This window comes from Nannocystis pusilla, from assembly GCF_020073745.1.
GTDB classification, from domain to species: domain Bacteria; phylum Myxococcota_A; class Polyangia; order Nannocystales; family Nannocystaceae; genus Nannocystis; species Nannocystis radixulma.
Genome location: NZ_JAIRAU010000024.1, coordinates 90,574 through 105,864 on the forward strand (window position 1 = coordinate 90,574; position 15,291 = coordinate 105,864).

Consider the following 15,291-nt stretch of genomic DNA (forward strand, 5'->3'; position numbering starts at 1 on the left):
TGCGGTGCGGGCCTGGATCTCCGCTCCAGGCCGAATTTTCGCCTCTTCGAGGGGTTTGGACGACAGTCCGGCCCCACGCGCCCGGCCGGCGGCGATGCTTGATCTGGCTGGCGCCCCCCTATATAACCAGCCCCCCAGCCGCAGGGGGCAAAAGCGAACAGGTCCTCGGTCTCTCGGGCGAGGACTTGCCAACTCCACGGCCCTCCGGGCCTGGTCCAACCCCCGGCTCGAAATCTGGAAAGGCTTCACGGCGCATGCCGACGATCAATCAGCTTGTCCGCAAGGGACGCGAACTGCAGAAGAAGAAGACGACGGCTCCGGCGCTGCGCGGGTGCCCGCAGAAGCGCGGCGTATGCGTCCGCGTGTACACCTGCACGCCGAAGAAGCCGAACTCCGCGCTCCGCAAGGTCGCTCGCGTCCGCCTCACCAACGGCATGGAAGTGACGACCTACATCCCGGGTGAGGGTCACAACCTGCAGGAGCACTCGATGGTGCTGATCCGCGGCGGTCGCGTGAAGGACCTCCCCGGCGTCCGCTACCACGTCGTGCGCGGCACCCTCGACACCACCGGCGTCAACGGCCGTCGCCAGCGGCGCTCCAAGTACGGCGCCAAGCGGCCCAAGTAGTGACTTAGAAGGACGACCATGTCGCGCAAAGGAATCACCACGCGGAAGCGCCCGCAGAACGACATCCGGTACACCGACCACCCGCTGGACGTGAACCGGAACATCCACAAGTTCATCTGCGGCATCATGCGCGCCGGCAAGAAGTCGATCGCCGAGAAGATCGTCTTCGGCGCCTTCGACATCATCTCCGAGCGCACCAAGGACGACCCGGTCAAGGTGTTCGAGAAGGCGATCTCCAACGTCTTCCCGCGCCTCGAGGTCCGTTCGCGCCGCGTCGGCGGCTCCAACTATCAGGTCCCGATCGAGGTCCGCCCCGAGCGCGGCCAGGCCCTCGCGTACCGCTGGCTGATCGGCTTCGCCCGCTCGCGGCCCGAGAAGACCATGCGCGAGCGCCTCGCCAACGAGATGCTCGACGCGGCGCAGAACCGCGGCGGCGCCGTCAAGAAGCGCGAAGACACCCACAAGATGGCCGAGGCCAACAAGGCCTTCGCGCACTACCGCTGGTAGCGATCGCTCCGGCCCGCCCCTCGCGGGCCGTTCGATCTTTCTCTCCACTCCTCAGCTCCGGATCCTCGGCCCCGCTCGCGGGGCCCCCGCCATGACCCACTGACCTCGAGCCACAAGAGCGCGACAACCCTCGATTCTGCCCCGCGATTGGACCAGCGCCAATCCTTGGTCCCTTCGCAGCAGATCCCGAGTCGGGCCCCTCGCCAGCCATAACCCCTCCCAGCTCGTGGAGACGGATGGCCGGCGGAGCGGCCCTCGTGTCGTTCCCCGAGGCTCCCCCCGTCCCATGCAATCCTCCAGCGACATCGCGGCCATCCGAGACATCGGCATCATGGCCCATATCGATGCCGGGAAGACCACGACGACCGAACGCGTGCTCTTCTACACGGGGATCTCGCACAAGATGGGTGAGGTTCACACCGGCAACACGGTCATGGACTTCATGGAGCAGGAGCAGGAGCGGGGCATCACGATCACCTCCGCGGCGACCACCTGCTTGTGGCGCGGTCACCGGATCAACCTGATCGACACCCCCGGGCACGTCGACTTCACGATCGAGGTCGAGCGCTCGCTCCGCGTCCTCGACGGCGCCGTCGCCGTGTTCGACGCCGTCGCCGGCGTGCAGCCGCAGACCGAGACCGTGTGGCGGCAGGCCTCGCGCTACCACGTCCCGCGGATCGCCTTCGTCAACAAGATGGACCGCGTCGGCGCCACGCTCGACCGCACCGTCGAGATGATGAAGTCCGTCCTGCACGCCCACCCGATGGTCGTGCAGATCCCCAACGGCCTCGAGTCGGGCTTCACCGGCGTCGTCGACCTCCTGACCATGGAGGAGATCGTCTGGACCGACGACTCCGGCACGCAGTTCACCCGCAAGCCGGTCACCGAGGACCACGAGCTGCACACCGAGGCGACGCTGGCCCGCGAGGCGCTGGTCGAGTCGGTGGCCGAGGTCGACGACGAGATCATGACCGTGTTCCTCGAGACAGGTGCGGGCGGCGTCCCGCTCGACCAGCTCAAGGCCGGCCTGCGCCGGGCGACCATCGCCAACAAGGGCGTGGCGGTGCTGTGCGGCACGGCGCTCAAGAACAAGGGCATCCAGCCGCTGCTCGACGCCGTCATCGACTTCCTGCCGTCGCCGCTCGACATGCCGCCGGTGATCGCCAGGCGCAAGAGCGATGACGGCGAGGTCCAGCGCCACGCCGCCGCCGGCGAGCCGCTGCTGGCGCTCGCGTTCAAGGTCGTGCACGACCCGCACCGCGGTCCGCTGGTGTTCCTGCGCGTCTACTCGGGCGTCCTCAAGGTCAAGGAAGCGATCCAGAACGTCACGCGCGATCGCAAGGAGCGGGTCAACAAGCTCCTGCAGGTGCACGCCAACAAGATGCAGGAGATCGACGAGGTCTCCGCCGGCAACATCGCCGCCGCCGTCGGGCTCCGCTTCACCACCACCGGCGACACGGTGGTCCTGGCGACGGACCGCGAGCAGGTGATCTTGCCCGGCCTGGAGATCCCGGAGCCCGTGATTTTCCGCGCGATCGAGGTCAAGTCGACCGCCGACCAGGCGGCGCTGAGCGAGGCGCTCGAGCGGATGCAGCGCGAGGACCCGAGCTTCACCGTCCGCGTCGACCCCGACTCGGGCCAGACGCTGATGGCCGGGCAGGGCGAGCTGCACCTCGAGATCATCGTCGACCGCATCGCCCGCGAGGCGCGCGTCCCGACCAACGTCGGCAAGCCGCAGGTCGCCTACCGCGAGACGGTCGCCCTCCCGCTGGTCCACCCCATCGAGTACGACCGCGAGATCGGCGGCAAGCGGCAGTACGCCCGCATCGTCCTCGAGCTTTTGCCCCGCGAGCGCGGCGCCGGCAATTTGTTCGTCAACCTCATCCCCGAGCCGGTCCGCGAGCGCGGGCAGAAGCCCGAGCCGCCGAAGCTGCTGCCCGACATGATCGCGGCCGTCCGCGAGGGCGTCACCGACGCCCTGACCCGCGGCCCGCTGCTCGGCTACCCGGTCGTCGACCTCGAGGTTCGGCTCAAGGACGGCGGCTACGTCGAGGGCGACTCGACCGCCGTGAGCTTTCGGGCGGCCGCCACCATGGGCCTCATGGAGGCCTTCGAGAAGGCCGGGCCCCGTCTGCTCGAGCCGGTGATGAAGGTCGAGGTCGAGGCGCCCGAGGACTACACCGGACACGTGGTCAACGACCTCGTCGGGCAGCGCCGCGGCCGGGTTCAGGGCATGGAGCCCCTCCGCGGGCTTCAGGTCATTGACGCGGAAGTTCCGCTGGCCGAGATGGTCGGGTATGCTACGGCGCTTCGTTCGGCCACCCAGGGCCGAGCGAGCTACTCGATGCACTTCAGCCACTACGCCGAGGTCCCGAGCGACCGGCAGGCGGAGATCGTCACCCGCGCCCGCGGATATTAGCGGTTTCTCTCACTCAGGCGACGCGATCGGGCTTTTCCAATCCTTGACTAGCTGGTAGATCCCGCCCCCCAGACTCCAACACCCCTCACTGAGCGAAGCACAGCCATGGCGAAGGAAACATTCGTACGGAACAAGCCCCACGTGAACATCGGCACGATCGGCCACGTGGACCACGGGAAGACGACGCTGACGGCGGCGATCACGAAGGTGCTGAGCCTGAAGGGACAGGCGGAGTTCAAGGGCTACGACATGATCGACAAGGCGCCCGAGGAGCGGGCGCGCGGGATCACGATCTCGACGGCGCACGTGGAGTACGAGTCGAGCCAGCGGCACTACGCGCACGTGGATTGCCCCGGTCACGCGGACTACATCAAGAACATGATCACGGGCGCGGCGCAGATGGACGGGGCGATCCTCGTCGTGAGCGCGCCGGACGGCCCGATGCCGCAGACGCGCGAGCACATCCTGCTGGGCCGTCAGGTCGGCATCCCGGCGATCGTGGTGTTCCTGAACAAGTGCGACATGATCGGCGCCGGCGACGAGGAGATGCTGGAGCTGGTGGAGGTCGAGCTGCGTGAGTTGCTGTCGAAGTACCAGTTCGACGGGGACAACGTGCCGATCACCCGCGGTAGCGCGCTGAAGGCCCTGAACGCGCCGTCGTGGGACCACGCGGACGCGAAGTGCATCTGGGAGCTGATGGACGCGTGCGACTCGTACATCCCGCAGCCGCAGCGCGAGCTGGACAAGCCGTTCCTGATGCCGGTCGAGGACGTGTTCACGATCTCGGGCCGCGGGACGGTGACGACGGGCCGCATCGAGCGCGGCGTGATCAAGGTGGGCGACGAGGTTCAGATCGTCGGCCTGCGTGACACGCAGAAGACGACGGTGACGGGCGTCGAGATGTTCCGCAAGCTGCTGGACCAGGGCCAGGCGGGCGACAACGTCGGCCTGCTGATCCGCGGCATCGACCGCGAGGGCGTGGAGCGCGGGCAGGTCCTCTGCAAGCCGGGCTCGATCACGCCGCACAAGAAGTTCAAGGCGACGGTGTACGTGCTGAAGAAGGAGGAGGGCGGTCGCCACACTCCGTTCTTCAAGGGGTACCGGCCGCAGTTCTACTTCCGCACGACGGACGTGACGGGCTCGGTGACGCTGCCCGAGGGTGTGGAGATGGTGATGCCCGGTGACAACATCGAGATCGTCGTCGAGCTGCACAGCACGATCGCCTGCGAAGAGGGGCTGAAGTTCGCCATCCGCGAGGGTGGCAAGACCGTCGGCGCCGGCGTCGTCACCAAGATCCTCGAGTAAGACTTCGCTCGAGTACGCCGGCCAAGACGCAAGGGATATCGCCGTGGACACGCTCAAGATTCGCATCCGGCTCAAAGCCTTCGACCACAAGCTGCTCGACCAGTCGGCGAGCGAGATCGCCGAGACCGCCCGCCGCACCGGCGCGACGGTCGCGGGCCCGATCCCGCTGCCGACCAAGATCAACAAGTACACGGTCCTGCGCAGCCCCTTCATCGACAAGAAGTCGCGCGAGCAGTTCGAGATCCGCACCCACAAGCGGCTGCTCGACATCCTTGAACCGAACAAGCAGACCCTCGACGCGCTGATGAAGCTCGACCTCTCGGCGGGCGTGGACGTCGAGATCAAGACCTGAGGCACCATGGCCAAGCTCATCGTCAAAGACCTCACGGGCGCCCAGGTCGGCGAGATCGACGTCGCCGACGCGGTGTTCGCCGTCCCCGTGCGTGAGCACCTCCTGTGGGAGGTCGTGCGCTACCAGCGGGCGGCTCGCCGCGCCGGAACGCACTCGACCCAGACCCGCGCCGAGGTCTCCATCACCGGCAAGAAGCTGCACAAGCAGAAGGGCACCGGCGGCGCCCGCCACGGCTCGCGCCGCGCCAACATCTTCCGCGGAGGCGGTCAGGTGTTCGGGCCCAAGCCGCGCAACTACGCCTTCCACGTCAACAAGAAGGTCATGGCGAGCGCGCTGCGCACGGCCCTGACCCTGCGGGCCAAGGACGGCGACCTGGTCGTCATCCGCGACCTGCAGCTGTCGGCGATCAAGACCAAGACCATCGCCCAGGCGCTGACCACTCTCGGCGCGCCGAAGGCTCTGGTGGTCGACGCCGGCGACAACAAGAACCTCCGCCTCAGCACGCGCAACCTGACCTCGGCGAGCTTCCTCGACGTCCGCGGTCTCAACGTCTACGACATCCTGCGCTTCCCCAAGCTGCTGATCTCGGAGACCTCGCTGCGCGCGGTCGAGGCCCGTCTGTCGGGCGTCAAGTCCGACGCCCCGAAGGAGGTCGCATGACCCCGCAGCAGATCATCGTCCGCCCGGTCGTGACCGAGAAGTCGACCGACGTGCAGGGCCGTCACAACCACTACGTGTTCGAGGTCGCCAAGGCCGCGAACAAGATCGAGATCCGCAAGGCCGTCGAGCTCGTGTTCGGCGTCCGCGTCCGGGACGTGCGCACCATGGTCGTGCGCGGCGACCTCCGCCGGGTCGGCAAGTTCACCGGCAAGCAGCGGTCGTGGAAGAAGGCGATCGTCACCGTTCACCCCGGTGATTCGATCGACCTCTACGGAGAGCAAGCCGACAAGGGCTGAAGGAGCGAACCATGGGCATTAAAGTCTACAGGCCGACCTCCCCGGGCCGACGCGGCATGAGCGTCAACACCCGCGACCAGGTGACGGCGAGCGAGCCGCACCGGCCGCTGGTCGAGAAGATCGACCGCCACACCGGGCGCAACAACTACGGCCGCAAGACCTCGCGCTTCCGCGGCGGCGGTCACAAGCAGCTGTACCGCGTCATCGACTTCAAGCGCGACAAGTTCGGCGTGCCGGGCAAGGTCGCGACGGTCGAGTACGACCCGAACCGCACCACCTTCATCGCGCTCATCAACTACGCCGACGGCGAGAAGCGCTACATCCTCGCGCCCGAGGGTCTGAAGGTCGGCGACTCGGTGATCAGCGACCAGGCGGCCGACATCAAGCCGGGCAACAGCCTCCCGCTGCGCAACATCCCGGTCGGCACGATCATCCACAACCTCGAGATCAAGATCGGCAAGGGCGGCCAGCTGGTCCGCACGGCCGGCTCGGGCGCCCAGCTGATGGCGCGCGAGGGCGACTGGACGCAGGTCCGCCTGCCCTCCGGCGAGGTTCGGCGCGTGCACATCGACTGCCGCGCCACCGTCGGCACGCTGAGCAACGGCGACCACAGCCGCGTCAGCCTCGGCAAGGCCGGTCGTACGCGTTGGCTCGGCATCCGCCCGCACAACCGCGGCGTCACCATGAACCCGGTCGACCACCCGATGGGCGGCGGCGAGGGTCGCACCTCCGGCGGTCGGCACCCGTGCTCCCCGTGGGGCATCCTGTCGAAGGGCTACCGGACGCGGCACAACAAGCGCACCGACGTCTTCATCGTCTCCCGTAGGAAGAAGTAACGCATGGCACGCTCCATTAAGAAGGGCCCGTTCGCGGACTCTCACCTGGTCGAGAAGATCGAAGTCGCCCTCAAGGAGGGCAGCCGGCGCGTGGTCAAGACCTGGTCGCGCCGCTCCACGATCATGCCGCAGTTCGTCGGCGCGAACGTGATGGTCCACAACGGCCACAAGTGGATCCCCATCTTCATCACCGAGAACATGGTCGGGCACAAGCTCGGCGAGTTCGCCCCGACCCGCACCTTCCGTGGTCACTCCGGCGACCGCAAGGCCACGAAGAAGTAATCACCGAGGTACCCATGGCCATCGCACGTCTCAGCCACGCGCGCATTACCCCGCGAAAGGCCCGGATCATCGCCAACCTGATCCGCGGCAAGCAGGTCGCCCGCGCCATCGACGACCTTCGCTTCCTGCACAAGTCGGGCGCCAAGCAGTTCTTCAAGCTGCTCGTGTCCGCCGTCGCCAACGCCGAGGACACGGGCGACGTCAACGTCGACAACCTCGTCGTCACCAAGGTGACCGTCGACCAGGGTCCGACGCTCAAGCGCTGGCGCCCGCGAGCGATGGGCCGCGCCAATCGGATCCTCAAGAAGACCAGCCACATCCACCTCGAGGTGGCGGAGGCACGCAGCTAATGGGACAGAAAACACATCCGATCGGCTTCCGGATCGGGATCGTCCGTACCTGGGGCTCGAAGTGGTTCGAGCACACGCGCTACCGTCAGTGGCTGCACGAGGACCTCAAGATCCGGCGCTTCCTCAAGAAGGAGCTCTACGCCGCCAGCATCGCCGACATCACGATCGAGCGGGCCGCCAACAAGCTGAAGATCAACATCTTCTCGGCGCGCCCCGGCATCATCATCGGCAAGCGCGGCGCCGGCGTCGAGGTCCTGAAGAAGAAGGTCTCGCGGCTGACCGAGTCCGAGGTGTTCCTGAACATCCAGGAGGTCCGCAAGGCCGAGACGAACGCCCAGCTGGTGGCCGAGAACATCGCCCAGCAGCTCGAGCGCCGCATCGCCTTCCGTCGCGCGCTCAAGCGGGCGATGCAGACCGCGATGAAGTTCGGCGCCAAGGGCATCCGCGTCGCCGCCTCGGGCCGCCTGGCCGGCGCCGAGATGTCGCGTCGTGAGACCTACCGGGCCGGCGGCGTCCCGCTGCACACCCTGCGTGCCGACATCGACTACGGCTTCGCCGAGGCCCACACGACCGCCGGTGCGATCGGCGTCAAGTGCTGGATCTTCAAGGGCGAGGTCTACGGCACGCGCGCCACGCAACAGAACGACCCGCGCTTCCCGCGGCCCCAGAAGTAAGCGAGGCATCCGAACATGCTCTCCCCATCCAGAGTCAAGTACCGCAAGGTCCAAAAGGGCCACATGGCCGGCCAGGCCAAGGGCGGGTCGGAGGTCTCCTTCGGCGACTTCGGCCTGCAGACCGTCGAGTGCGGGTGGCTGACCGCGCGCCAGATCGAGGCGGCGCGTATCGCGATCAACCGCCACGTCAAGCGCGGCGGCAAGCTCTACATCCGGATCTTCCCGGACAAGCCCGTCTCGCGCAAGCCGGCCGAGACCCGCATGGGTAAGGGCAAGGGCGCCCCGGACTACTGGGTCGCCGTTGTCCGCCCCGGCCGGGTGCTCTACGAGATCGAGGGCGTCACCGAGGAGCTCGCCCGCGAGGCGTTCCTCCGCGCCCACCACAAGCTGCCGATCAAGACCCGCTTCATCCGAAGGGACGGTGCCCTGTGAAAGCGCTGGAACTCCGCGAGAAGACCACCGAGGAGCTCACCGAGCTCGAGGTGCAGCTCCGCGACAAGCTGGTCCGCCTGAGCGTCGCCAAGGCGACCCAGCGGGCCACCAACACCGCCCAGTTCGGCGCCCTGCGCCGCGACATCGCCCGCATCAAGACCGTCCTCCACGAGCGCGCTCGCGGCATCGCGGGAGAGGCATGAGCCATGACTGAGCAAGACACCACCACCGAGACCGAGACGCGCCAGCGCCGTGTCCTCACCGGCACCGTCGTGTCGGACAAGATGGACAAGACCATCGTCGTCCAGGTGCAGCGGCGCTTCAAGCACCCGCGCTACCGCAAGTACGTCAGCGAGCGGCTGCGGTACAAGGCGCACGACGAGACCAACCAGGCCAAGGTCGGCGATGTCGTCCGCATCGTCAGCTGCCGGCCCCTGTCCCGCGAGAAGCGCTGGGCGCTCCAGGCGATCGTGGAGAAAGCGACGCTCGTATGATTCAGGTCCAGTCCGTCCTCGACGTGGCCGACAACTCGGGCGCGCGCAAGCTGTTCTGCATCAAGGTGCTGGGCGGCTCGAAGCGCCGCTACGCGACCATCGGCGACATCATCGTCGTCTCGGTCCGCGACGCCCTGCCGAACAGCAAGGTGAAGAAGGGCTCGGTCATGAAGGCCGTCATCGTCCGCACGCGCAAGGGCGTGCGCCGGGTCGACGGCAGCGTGATCCGCTTCGACACCAACAGCGCGGTGCTGATCGACGCCCAGAAGCAGCCGATCGGGACCCGCATCTTCGGGCCCGTGGCGCGCGAGCTGCGGCAGAAGAACTACCTCAAGATCATCTCGCTGGCGCCGGAGGTGCTGTGATGCAGCGGATTCGTTCAGGCGACGAGGTCGTCGTCATCGCCGGAAAGCACAAGGGTCGCCGCGGCAAGGTGCTGCGGGTCGTGCCCGAGAGCGACCGAGTGGTCGTGCAGGGTGTCAACGTCGTCACCAAGCACGTCAAGCCCGGCAAAGAGAACCCCCAGGGCGGCATCGTGAAGCGCGAGGCCCCCGTCCACCTCTCCAACGTGATGCTCGCGGATCCGCAGTCGGGCGACCCGACGCGGGTGCGCTTCCAGGTCCTCGACGACGGCCGCAAGGTCCGCGTCGCGGTCAAGTCGGGCGAGCAGATCGACAAGTAACCGGAATTCGTCGTCATGGCCAAGGCAGCACGCGCCGGCGGGGCACCCCCCGCCAAGAAGAAGGAAGCCGCCGGCTTCGGGTTCAAGTTCCAGCGGGTCCAGGAGGAGCCGCTCAAGCGCGAGGAGGGGTACGTACCCCGGCTCGTACAGAAGTACAGCGAGGTCGCGAGGCCCGCGCTCGTGTCCGAGTTCGGCTACAAGAACGCGCTCAACGTGCCGCGGATCGAGAAGGTCGTGCTCAACATCGGCCTCGGCGAGGCGATTCGCCAGCCGAAGCTGCTCGAGCAGGCGTTCGAGGTGCTCGGCAACATCACCGGTCAGCGGCCGGTGGTGACGCGCGCCAAGAAGTCGATCGCGACCTTCAAGCTCCGCGAGGGGATGAAGATCGGGTGCATGGTGACGTTGCGGGGCAACGTCATGTGGGAGTTCCTCGATCGTCTGCTGACGATCGCGCTCCCGCGCACCCGTGACTTCCGCGGGGTCAGCCGCAAGGCCTTCGACGGCCGCGGCAACTTCACGCTCGGCGTGAAGGAAGTCCTGATCTTCCCCGAGGTCGATATCGACAAGCTCGACAAGGTGCCGGGCATGAACATCTGCATTCACACCTCGGCCGGCACCGACAACGAGGGTCGCGCACTGCTCGAGAAGCTGGGGATGCCGTTCCGGCGCGCCTAAAGGAGTCGCAATCATGTCCATGACCGATCCCATTGCCGACATGCTGGCGCGCATCCGCAACGCGCAGCACGCCCAGCACCCCAGCTGCACGATGCCCGGCTCCAAGCAGAAGCTCCGCATCTGCCAGATCCTCAAGGAGGAGGGGTACATCTCCGACTTCTCGTGGCAGGACGACGACAAGCAGGGCCTGCTGTCGGTCCAGCTCAAGTACCAGGGCGAAGAGGCCGCCATCGAGGGCATGCGCCGGATCAGCCGCCCGGGCCAGCGCGCCTACTCCCGCGGCAAGGACATCCCCAAGGTCCACAACGGCCTCGGGATCCTGATCGTCTCGACCTCGCGTGGCCTGATGACCGACCGCGCCGCCCGGCGACAGGGCATCGGCGGCGAGCTCATCTGCAGCGTCTGGTGATTCGAACCGCCGCCGCGTGAAGGAACAAGACCATGAGTCGTATCGGCAAATCTCCAGTGAAGATCCCCAAGGGGGTCACCGTGACCGTCAAGGGGCAGACGCTGTCGGTCAAGGGTCCGCAGGGCAGCCTCGACTTCGAGGTCCCGGCCGTGATCCAGTTCAAGGTCGAGGGTGACACGATCACCTTCACCCGTACCGGCGAGGACGGGACCCTGCGCGCGCTGCACGGCACCGCGCGGGCGATGACGGCGAACATGCTGACCGGCGTCTCGGTCGGCTTCACGCGCACCCTCGACATCGTCGGCGTCGGTTACCGCGCCGCGGTCAAGGGCGACGTCGTCGACCTGACGCTCGGCTTCTCGCACCCGGTCAACTACAAGCTGCCCGAGGGCGTCAAGGCCGAGGTCGACAAGGACGGCAAGCTGCACGTCAAGTCGGCGAGCAAGGCCCTGCTCGGCCAGGTCGCCTCCGACCTGCGCAACTTCCGGCCGCCGGAGCCCTACAAGGGCAAGGGCGTACGTTATCTGAACGAGAAAATCACCCTGAAGGAAGGCAAGGCCCGCGGTAAAGGCAAGTAGCCGCGCGCTGGGAGTTCGACCATGCCCTCGCCCAAAGAACAGATCCGGCTGCGCCGCAAAGCCAGCATTCGCAAGCGGGTCCACGGCACCACGGAGCGTCCGCGCCTCTCGGTGTTCCGCAGCGCCAAGCACATCTACGCCCAGGTCATCGACGACAGCACGTCGGCGACGCTGGTCGCCTCCTCCTCGCTCGTCAAGGAGCTGGCCTCCGAGAGCGAGAAGACCAAGCGCGAGCTGGCCGAGCTCGTCGGCAGCGCCATCGCCAAGGCCTGCCTGGCCAAAGGCATCACCAAGGTCGTGTTCGACCGCAACGGCTACATCTACCACGGCCGGGTCAAGGCCCTGGCCGACGGCGCGCGAGCGGGTGGCCTCGACTTCTAGGATCCAGTCATGATCGACATCGAATCTCTCGGAGAACTGGTCGACCGCGTCGTCTACATCAACCGCGTGGCGAAGGTCGTCAAGGGCGGCCGGCGCTTCAGCTTCAGCGCGCTGGTCGTCATCGGCAACGAGCGCGGCTGGGTGGGCATCGGCTACGGCAAGGCCAAGGAAGTCCCGGAGGCGATCCGCAAGGCCAACGACCTCGCGCGCAAGAACCTGTTCCAGGTCCCGCTCGCGGGCGCGACGATCCCCCACGAGGTCATCGGTCACCACGGCGCCGGCACGGTGCTGTTGCGGCCGGCCTCGCCGGGTACCGGCGTCATCGCCGGCGGCGCGGTGCGTGCGGTCGTCGAGTGCGCGGGCATCCACGACATCCTGAGCAAGTGCATCGGCACCAACAACCCGCAGAACGTCATCCACGCGACGCTGGACGCGCTCCAGCGGCTGCGCGCGCCGGAGTCGGTGTCGCGTCGCCGCGGCCTCGCGGTGGCCGAGCTTACGCAGTAGGAGCACAGCCATGGCCCTCAAGCTCAAAGTGACCCTCGTCCGCAGCCCGATCCACCGCGAGCAGTCGCAGAAGGACACTGTCCGCGGGCTTGGCCTGCGCCGCCTGCATCACTCGCGCGTGCTCGACGACACCCCGTCGATCCGCGGCATGATCCGCAAGATCCAACACCTCGTCGCCGTCGAGCCGGCCGACGAGTAAGCCGAAGGGAACGGTCCCATCATGGGTACTACACTTGAAACACTGCAGCCGCCGGCCGGCGCCCGGAAGCGTCGCAAGCGCGTCGGTCGCGGTATCGGTTCGCGTCGCGGCAAGACCTCGACCCGCGGCGTCAAGGGTCAGCTCGCGCGTCACAACCAGATGCCCGACCACTTCGAGGGCGGTCAGAACCCGCTCCAGCGGCGCGTCCCGAAGCGGGGCTTCATCAGCCTCAACCGCGACGAGTACCACGGCGTCAACGTCGGCGTGCTCGAGGGCAAGTTCGCCGCCGGCGAAGAGGTCTCGCTCGAGAGCCTGCGGGCCAAGCGCCTGATCCCGAAGCGGGTCAAGCAGGTGAAGCTGCTCGGCACCGGCGAGCTCAAGACCGCGCTCAAGGTCAACGTCGCCAAGGTCAGCGAGTCGGCCCGTCAGAAGGTCGAGGCCGCGGGCGGCTCCATCCAGGAGTCCGCCACGCCCGCCGAGGGCTGAGCGTCAGAGCTGGCCTTTCGGGGCCGTCAGGCCAGCAGGCCGCGCACCGTGATACCGGTCACCGGGTGCGCGGCCTTTCGTACGTCGGCCGGGCCGCCGAACGGCGCCCGGCCGAAGTTCGTCGCGGGGCCGGCTGCGGCGCCGGGCGGCATGGGGTACAAGTTGTCGCCGAAGCCTCCGGGCCCGAGGGCCCGCCCGTCTGGCCGTCAGATCGGGCACGAGAAGGGGCAAGCTGGGATCGCCGATGGGTGTCATCATCAACATCTTCAAGCTGCCGGAGCTGCGCAAGCGTGTGCTTTTCACGCTGGCGATGCTGGCCGTCTACCGCTTCGGCGTGTTCGTGGCCGTGCCCGGCGTCGACCGCACCGTCATGGACGACATCGTCCGCCAGGGAGCGGGCGGCTTCCTCGGCTATCTGAACATGTTCAGCGGCGGCGCGCTGAGCAACCTGTCCGTGTTCGCGCTCGGCATCATGCCGTACATCAGCGCCAGCATCATCATGCAGCTGATGACCGCGGTCATTCCGCGGCTGGAGATGCTGAGCAAAGAGGGTGAGACCGGCCGCCGCAAGATCAACCAGTACAGCCGCTACGGCACGGTGTTCCTGTCGGTGGTCCAGGGCTGGTTCATGGCCACCTGGCTCGAGTCGCAGAACGCCCCCGGGCAGACGCTGGTGCTCGACCCCGGGCTCGCGTTCCGCTTGATGACGATCCTGACCCTGACCGCAGGGACATGCTTCATCATGTGGTTGGGCGAGCAGATCACCGAGAAGGGCATCGGCAACGGGATCTCGCTCATCATCTTCGCCGGCATCGTCGCCGACCTCCCGGTCGCGCTGTACCAGCTGTGGCAGAAGACCCAGGACGACCCCGAGAACTTCGGGCCGATGTTCATCGCCATCCTCGGCGCGCTGGTCATCGCCGTGATCGCCTTCGTCGTGATCATGGAGCGCGGCCAGCGACGGATTCAGGTCCAGTACGCCAAACGTGTAGTCGGGCGGCAGATGTTCGGCGGCAACGCCAACTACCTGCCGCTCCGCCTTAACAGCGCCGGCGTCATCCCGCCGATCTTCGCCAGCTCGATCCTCATGTTCCCGAGCCAGATCGCGGGCATGACCGGCTCCTCGTCGATGCAGTGGTTCTCGAACGCCCTGCGTTACGATGGCTGGCTGTACCTCACCGCCTTCGTGGCGCTCGTGATCTTCTTCACGTTTTTCTACACATCGCTGCAGTTCAACCCGGTCGACGTGGCCGACAACCTGAAGAAGCAGAACGCGTCGATCCCCGGGATCCGCCCTGGCAAGCGGACGGCCGAGTACATCGACTTCATCCTCACGCGCCTGACGTTCGCCGGCGCCTGGTACATCGCCGCGGTCTGCGTCCTGCCGACCCTGCTGCAGACCAAATTCAACGTCCCGTTCTACTACGGAGGCACTTCGCTGCTGATCGTCGTCGGCGTCGCCCTCGACACGGCGCAGCAGATCGAGAGCCACCTGGTGACCCGTTCGTACGAGGGATTCGCCGGTCCTGGCGGGCCGCGGGTCCGCGGGCGCCGGGGCTAACTCACACGGAGCCGAGCGCGCCGGTCTGGTGCCGGCCTGGACTATCGGCGGCCTTTTTGCCACCTTTTCGCCCTTCCTTGACCCCCCCTGGGGGTCCTTGAGCTTAAGTACCGGGCCATTCACGGCCCCGGACCAGTCGACAGTCCGTGTCGGCGGTCCGAACTCGACGGTGCCGCGAGGGCCGTCGACGCACCGAGGTCTCTTCTCTGTGAACCCCACGCACGCCGACACCTTCGAGGCCACAGTGGTCGCTGAGTTGCCCCAGCAGCTGTACCGCCTCGAGGCCGAGCCGCCGACACAAGCTGTCCTCACGGCCAGCCTGTCCGCGGAGGCGCGGCGCCTCGGTGTGCACGTACGGACGGGGCAACGTGTGCTGGTCCGCAGGGCCAGTCTCGATCCAGGTCGCGGTGTCATCACCGGTCTGGCGCTCCGCCAGGCCTAGCCGCCACCTTCGCCAAGAGGAACAATGAAAGTCAGAGCCAGCGTTCGAAAGATCTGCGACAAGTGCAAGGTCATCCGCCGCAAAGGTGTCGTGCGGGTGATCTGCGACAACCCCAAGCACAAGCAGCGGCAGGGCTAG

Annotated in this window: 26 protein-coding genes; 25 read left to right on the plus strand and 1 reads right to left on the minus strand. The window is 67.2% G+C overall.

The genetic code is table 11. The features are described 5' to 3' along the window. Window positions 1-254: 254 nt before the first annotated feature. The 23 genes from rpsL to rplO all read left to right on the plus strand — a co-directional run bounded on the left by rpsL (window position 255) and on the right by rplO (window position 13,150). Complete coding sequence (gene rpsL / locus K7C98_RS18375; protein WP_096328192.1) at window positions 255-626, plus strand: 30S ribosomal protein S12; 372 nt, start codon at window positions 255-257, stop codon at window positions 624-626. Window positions 627-644: 18 nt separating this feature from the next. After that, window positions 645-1,133, plus strand: coding sequence for a 30S ribosomal protein S7 (rpsG, locus tag K7C98_RS18380; RefSeq protein ID WP_224192988.1), 489 nt, complete (start codon window positions 645-647; stop codon window positions 1,131-1,133). Window positions 1,134-1,419: 286 nt separating this feature from the next. Further along, window positions 1,420-3,552, plus strand: a complete 2,133-nt coding sequence (gene fusA, locus K7C98_RS18385) for an elongation factor G (protein ID WP_224192989.1) — start codon at window positions 1,420-1,422, stop codon at window positions 3,550-3,552. A 105-nt stretch (window positions 3,553-3,657) separates the two neighbouring features. After that, window positions 3,658-4,857 (plus strand): elongation factor Tu, encoded by a 1,200-nt coding sequence (gene tuf / locus K7C98_RS18390; RefSeq protein WP_224192978.1) that lies wholly within the window; start codon window positions 3,658-3,660, stop codon window positions 4,855-4,857. 43 nt (window positions 4,858-4,900) lie between these two features. Further along, the gene (gene rpsJ / locus K7C98_RS18395; RefSeq protein ID WP_096328188.1) at window positions 4,901-5,209 is read left to right on the plus strand and encodes a 30S ribosomal protein S10; all 309 of its coding nucleotides are present in this window, start codon (window positions 4,901-4,903) and stop codon (window positions 5,207-5,209) included. 6 nt (window positions 5,210-5,215) lie between these two features. Further along, window positions 5,216-5,869 (plus strand): 50S ribosomal protein L4, encoded by a 654-nt coding sequence (gene rplD / locus K7C98_RS18400; protein ID WP_224192990.1) that lies wholly within the window; start codon window positions 5,216-5,218, stop codon window positions 5,867-5,869. Next, the gene (gene rplW / locus K7C98_RS18405) at window positions 5,866-6,165 is read left to right on the plus strand and encodes a 50S ribosomal protein L23 (protein WP_224192991.1); all 300 of its coding nucleotides are present in this window, start codon (window positions 5,866-5,868) and stop codon (window positions 6,163-6,165) included. Before rplD ends, rplW begins: the two co-directional genes overlap by 4 nt. 11 nt (window positions 6,166-6,176) lie before the next feature. After that, complete coding sequence (rplB, locus tag K7C98_RS18410; protein ID WP_224192992.1) at window positions 6,177-7,001, plus strand: 50S ribosomal protein L2; 825 nt, start codon at window positions 6,177-6,179, stop codon at window positions 6,999-7,001. Window positions 7,002-7,004: 3 nt separating this feature from the next. After that, a complete protein-coding gene (rpsS, locus tag K7C98_RS18415) occupies window positions 7,005-7,283 on the plus strand; it encodes a 30S ribosomal protein S19 (RefSeq protein ID WP_224192993.1) in 279 nt (92 codons plus the stop codon). Between the two features lie 14 nt (window positions 7,284-7,297). After that, window positions 7,298-7,633, plus strand: coding sequence for a 50S ribosomal protein L22 (rplV, locus tag K7C98_RS18420; RefSeq protein ID WP_224192994.1), 336 nt, complete (start codon window positions 7,298-7,300; stop codon window positions 7,631-7,633). After that, complete coding sequence (rpsC, locus tag K7C98_RS18425) at window positions 7,633-8,307, plus strand: 30S ribosomal protein S3 (RefSeq protein ID WP_224192995.1); 675 nt, start codon at window positions 7,633-7,635, stop codon at window positions 8,305-8,307. Before rplV ends, rpsC begins: the two co-directional genes overlap by 1 nt. A 15-nt stretch (window positions 8,308-8,322) precedes the next feature. Further along, window positions 8,323-8,739 (plus strand): 50S ribosomal protein L16, encoded by a 417-nt coding sequence (gene rplP, locus K7C98_RS18430; RefSeq protein ID WP_224192996.1) that lies wholly within the window; start codon window positions 8,323-8,325, stop codon window positions 8,737-8,739. Further along, window positions 8,736-8,942, plus strand: a complete 207-nt coding sequence (gene rpmC / locus K7C98_RS18435) for a 50S ribosomal protein L29 (protein ID WP_224192997.1) — start codon at window positions 8,736-8,738, stop codon at window positions 8,940-8,942. The genes rplP and rpmC overlap by 4 nt, the downstream gene beginning before the upstream one ends. 3 nt (window positions 8,943-8,945) lie before the next feature. Then, on the plus strand, window positions 8,946-9,233 hold the full coding sequence (gene rpsQ, locus K7C98_RS18440; RefSeq protein ID WP_096328179.1) for a 30S ribosomal protein S17: 288 nt from the start codon (window positions 8,946-8,948) through the stop codon (window positions 9,231-9,233). Beyond that, complete coding sequence (rplN, locus tag K7C98_RS18445; RefSeq protein WP_224192998.1) at window positions 9,230-9,598, plus strand: 50S ribosomal protein L14; 369 nt, start codon at window positions 9,230-9,232, stop codon at window positions 9,596-9,598. The genes rpsQ and rplN overlap by 4 nt, the downstream gene beginning before the upstream one ends. Continuing rightward, window positions 9,598-9,915, plus strand: coding sequence for a 50S ribosomal protein L24 (gene rplX / locus K7C98_RS18450; protein ID WP_224192999.1), 318 nt, complete (start codon window positions 9,598-9,600; stop codon window positions 9,913-9,915). The genes rplN and rplX overlap by 1 nt, the downstream gene beginning before the upstream one ends. A gap of 15 nt (window positions 9,916-9,930) precedes the next feature. Further along, window positions 9,931-10,590 (plus strand): 50S ribosomal protein L5, encoded by a 660-nt coding sequence (gene rplE / locus K7C98_RS18455; protein ID WP_224193000.1) that lies wholly within the window; start codon window positions 9,931-9,933, stop codon window positions 10,588-10,590. A gap of 19 nt (window positions 10,591-10,609) precedes the next feature. Continuing rightward, on the plus strand, window positions 10,610-10,999 hold the full coding sequence (gene rpsH, locus K7C98_RS18460; protein WP_346660293.1) for a 30S ribosomal protein S8: 390 nt from the start codon (window positions 10,610-10,612) through the stop codon (window positions 10,997-10,999). 32 nt (window positions 11,000-11,031) lie between these two features. Beyond that, on the plus strand, window positions 11,032-11,577 hold the full coding sequence (rplF, locus tag K7C98_RS18465; RefSeq protein WP_224193002.1) for a 50S ribosomal protein L6: 546 nt from the start codon (window positions 11,032-11,034) through the stop codon (window positions 11,575-11,577). Between the two features lie 21 nt (window positions 11,578-11,598). Next, window positions 11,599-11,958, plus strand: a complete 360-nt coding sequence (rplR, locus tag K7C98_RS18470; RefSeq protein ID WP_224193003.1) for a 50S ribosomal protein L18 — start codon at window positions 11,599-11,601, stop codon at window positions 11,956-11,958. Window positions 11,959-11,967: 9 nt separating this feature from the next. Continuing rightward, window positions 11,968-12,465, plus strand: a complete 498-nt coding sequence (rpsE, locus tag K7C98_RS18475; protein ID WP_096328172.1) for a 30S ribosomal protein S5 — start codon at window positions 11,968-11,970, stop codon at window positions 12,463-12,465. 10 nt (window positions 12,466-12,475) lie between these two features. Next, window positions 12,476-12,664, plus strand: coding sequence for a 50S ribosomal protein L30 (gene rpmD / locus K7C98_RS18480; RefSeq protein WP_224193004.1), 189 nt, complete (start codon window positions 12,476-12,478; stop codon window positions 12,662-12,664). A 21-nt stretch (window positions 12,665-12,685) separates the two neighbouring features. Next, entirely contained in the window at window positions 12,686-13,150 is a 465-nt protein-coding gene (gene rplO, locus K7C98_RS18485; protein WP_224193005.1) for a 50S ribosomal protein L15, read from the plus strand. Between the two features lie 26 nt (window positions 13,151-13,176). Here the strand turns inward: rplO and K7C98_RS43715 are convergent, their stop codons facing one another. Next, window positions 13,177-13,311 carry a hypothetical protein gene (locus K7C98_RS43715; RefSeq protein ID WP_263429602.1) on the minus strand — a complete coding sequence of 45 codons (135 nt, stop codon included), beginning with the start codon at window positions 13,309-13,311 and terminating at the stop codon, window positions 13,177-13,179. 83 nt (window positions 13,312-13,394) lie between these two features. On the opposite strand from K7C98_RS43715, the gene secY reads away from it, so the two are divergent. Further along, on the plus strand, window positions 13,395-14,711 hold the full coding sequence (secY, locus tag K7C98_RS18490; RefSeq protein ID WP_224193006.1) for a preprotein translocase subunit SecY: 1,317 nt from the start codon (window positions 13,395-13,397) through the stop codon (window positions 14,709-14,711). A 466-nt stretch (window positions 14,712-15,177) separates the two neighbouring features. Next, window positions 15,178-15,291: a 50S ribosomal protein L36 gene (gene rpmJ / locus K7C98_RS18495; protein ID WP_096328167.1), complete on the plus strand. Its 114-nt coding sequence runs from the start codon at window positions 15,178-15,180 to the stop codon at window positions 15,289-15,291.

Bases quoted from the DNA above. Each gene is read 5' to 3' on its own strand.
- rpsL (WP_096328192.1), top strand. From the start codon at position 255: ATGCCGACGATCAATCAGCTTGTCCGCAAGGGACGCGAACTGCAGAAG.
- rpsG (WP_224192988.1), top strand. From the start codon at position 645: ATGTCGCGCAAAGGAATCACCACGCGGAAGCGCCCGCAGAACGACATC.
- fusA (WP_224192989.1), top strand. From the start codon at position 1,420: ATGCAATCCTCCAGCGACATCGCGGCCATCCGAGACATCGGCATCATG.
- tuf (WP_224192978.1), top strand. From the start codon at position 3,658: ATGGCGAAGGAAACATTCGTACGGAACAAGCCCCACGTGAACATCGGC.
- rplD (WP_224192990.1), top strand. From the start codon at position 5,216: ATGGCCAAGCTCATCGTCAAAGACCTCACGGGCGCCCAGGTCGGCGAG.
- rplW (WP_224192991.1), top strand. From the start codon at position 5,866: ATGACCCCGCAGCAGATCATCGTCCGCCCGGTCGTGACCGAGAAGTCG.
- rplB (WP_224192992.1), top strand. From the start codon at position 6,177: ATGGGCATTAAAGTCTACAGGCCGACCTCCCCGGGCCGACGCGGCATG.
- rpsS (WP_224192993.1), top strand. From the start codon at position 7,005: ATGGCACGCTCCATTAAGAAGGGCCCGTTCGCGGACTCTCACCTGGTC.
- rplV (WP_224192994.1), top strand. From the start codon at position 7,298: ATGGCCATCGCACGTCTCAGCCACGCGCGCATTACCCCGCGAAAGGCC.
- rpsC (WP_224192995.1), top strand. From the start codon at position 7,633: ATGGGACAGAAAACACATCCGATCGGCTTCCGGATCGGGATCGTCCGT.
- rplP (WP_224192996.1), top strand. From the start codon at position 8,323: ATGCTCTCCCCATCCAGAGTCAAGTACCGCAAGGTCCAAAAGGGCCAC.
- rpsQ (WP_096328179.1), top strand. From the start codon at position 8,946: ATGACTGAGCAAGACACCACCACCGAGACCGAGACGCGCCAGCGCCGT.
- rplN (WP_224192998.1), top strand. From the start codon at position 9,230: ATGATTCAGGTCCAGTCCGTCCTCGACGTGGCCGACAACTCGGGCGCG.
- rplX (WP_224192999.1), top strand. From the start codon at position 9,598: ATGCAGCGGATTCGTTCAGGCGACGAGGTCGTCGTCATCGCCGGAAAG.
- rplE (WP_224193000.1), top strand. From the start codon at position 9,931: ATGGCCAAGGCAGCACGCGCCGGCGGGGCACCCCCCGCCAAGAAGAAG.
- rpsH (WP_346660293.1), top strand. From the start codon at position 10,610: ATGACCGATCCCATTGCCGACATGCTGGCGCGCATCCGCAACGCGCAG.
- rplF (WP_224193002.1), top strand. From the start codon at position 11,032: ATGAGTCGTATCGGCAAATCTCCAGTGAAGATCCCCAAGGGGGTCACC.
- rplR (WP_224193003.1), top strand. From the start codon at position 11,599: ATGCCCTCGCCCAAAGAACAGATCCGGCTGCGCCGCAAAGCCAGCATT.
- rpsE (WP_096328172.1), top strand. From the start codon at position 11,968: ATGATCGACATCGAATCTCTCGGAGAACTGGTCGACCGCGTCGTCTAC.
- rpmD (WP_224193004.1), top strand. From the start codon at position 12,476: ATGGCCCTCAAGCTCAAAGTGACCCTCGTCCGCAGCCCGATCCACCGC.
- rplO (WP_224193005.1), top strand. From the start codon at position 12,686: ATGGGTACTACACTTGAAACACTGCAGCCGCCGGCCGGCGCCCGGAAG.
- secY (WP_224193006.1), top strand. From the start codon at position 13,395: ATGGGTGTCATCATCAACATCTTCAAGCTGCCGGAGCTGCGCAAGCGT.
- rpmJ (WP_096328167.1), top strand. From the start codon at position 15,178: ATGAAAGTCAGAGCCAGCGTTCGAAAGATCTGCGACAAGTGCAAGGTC.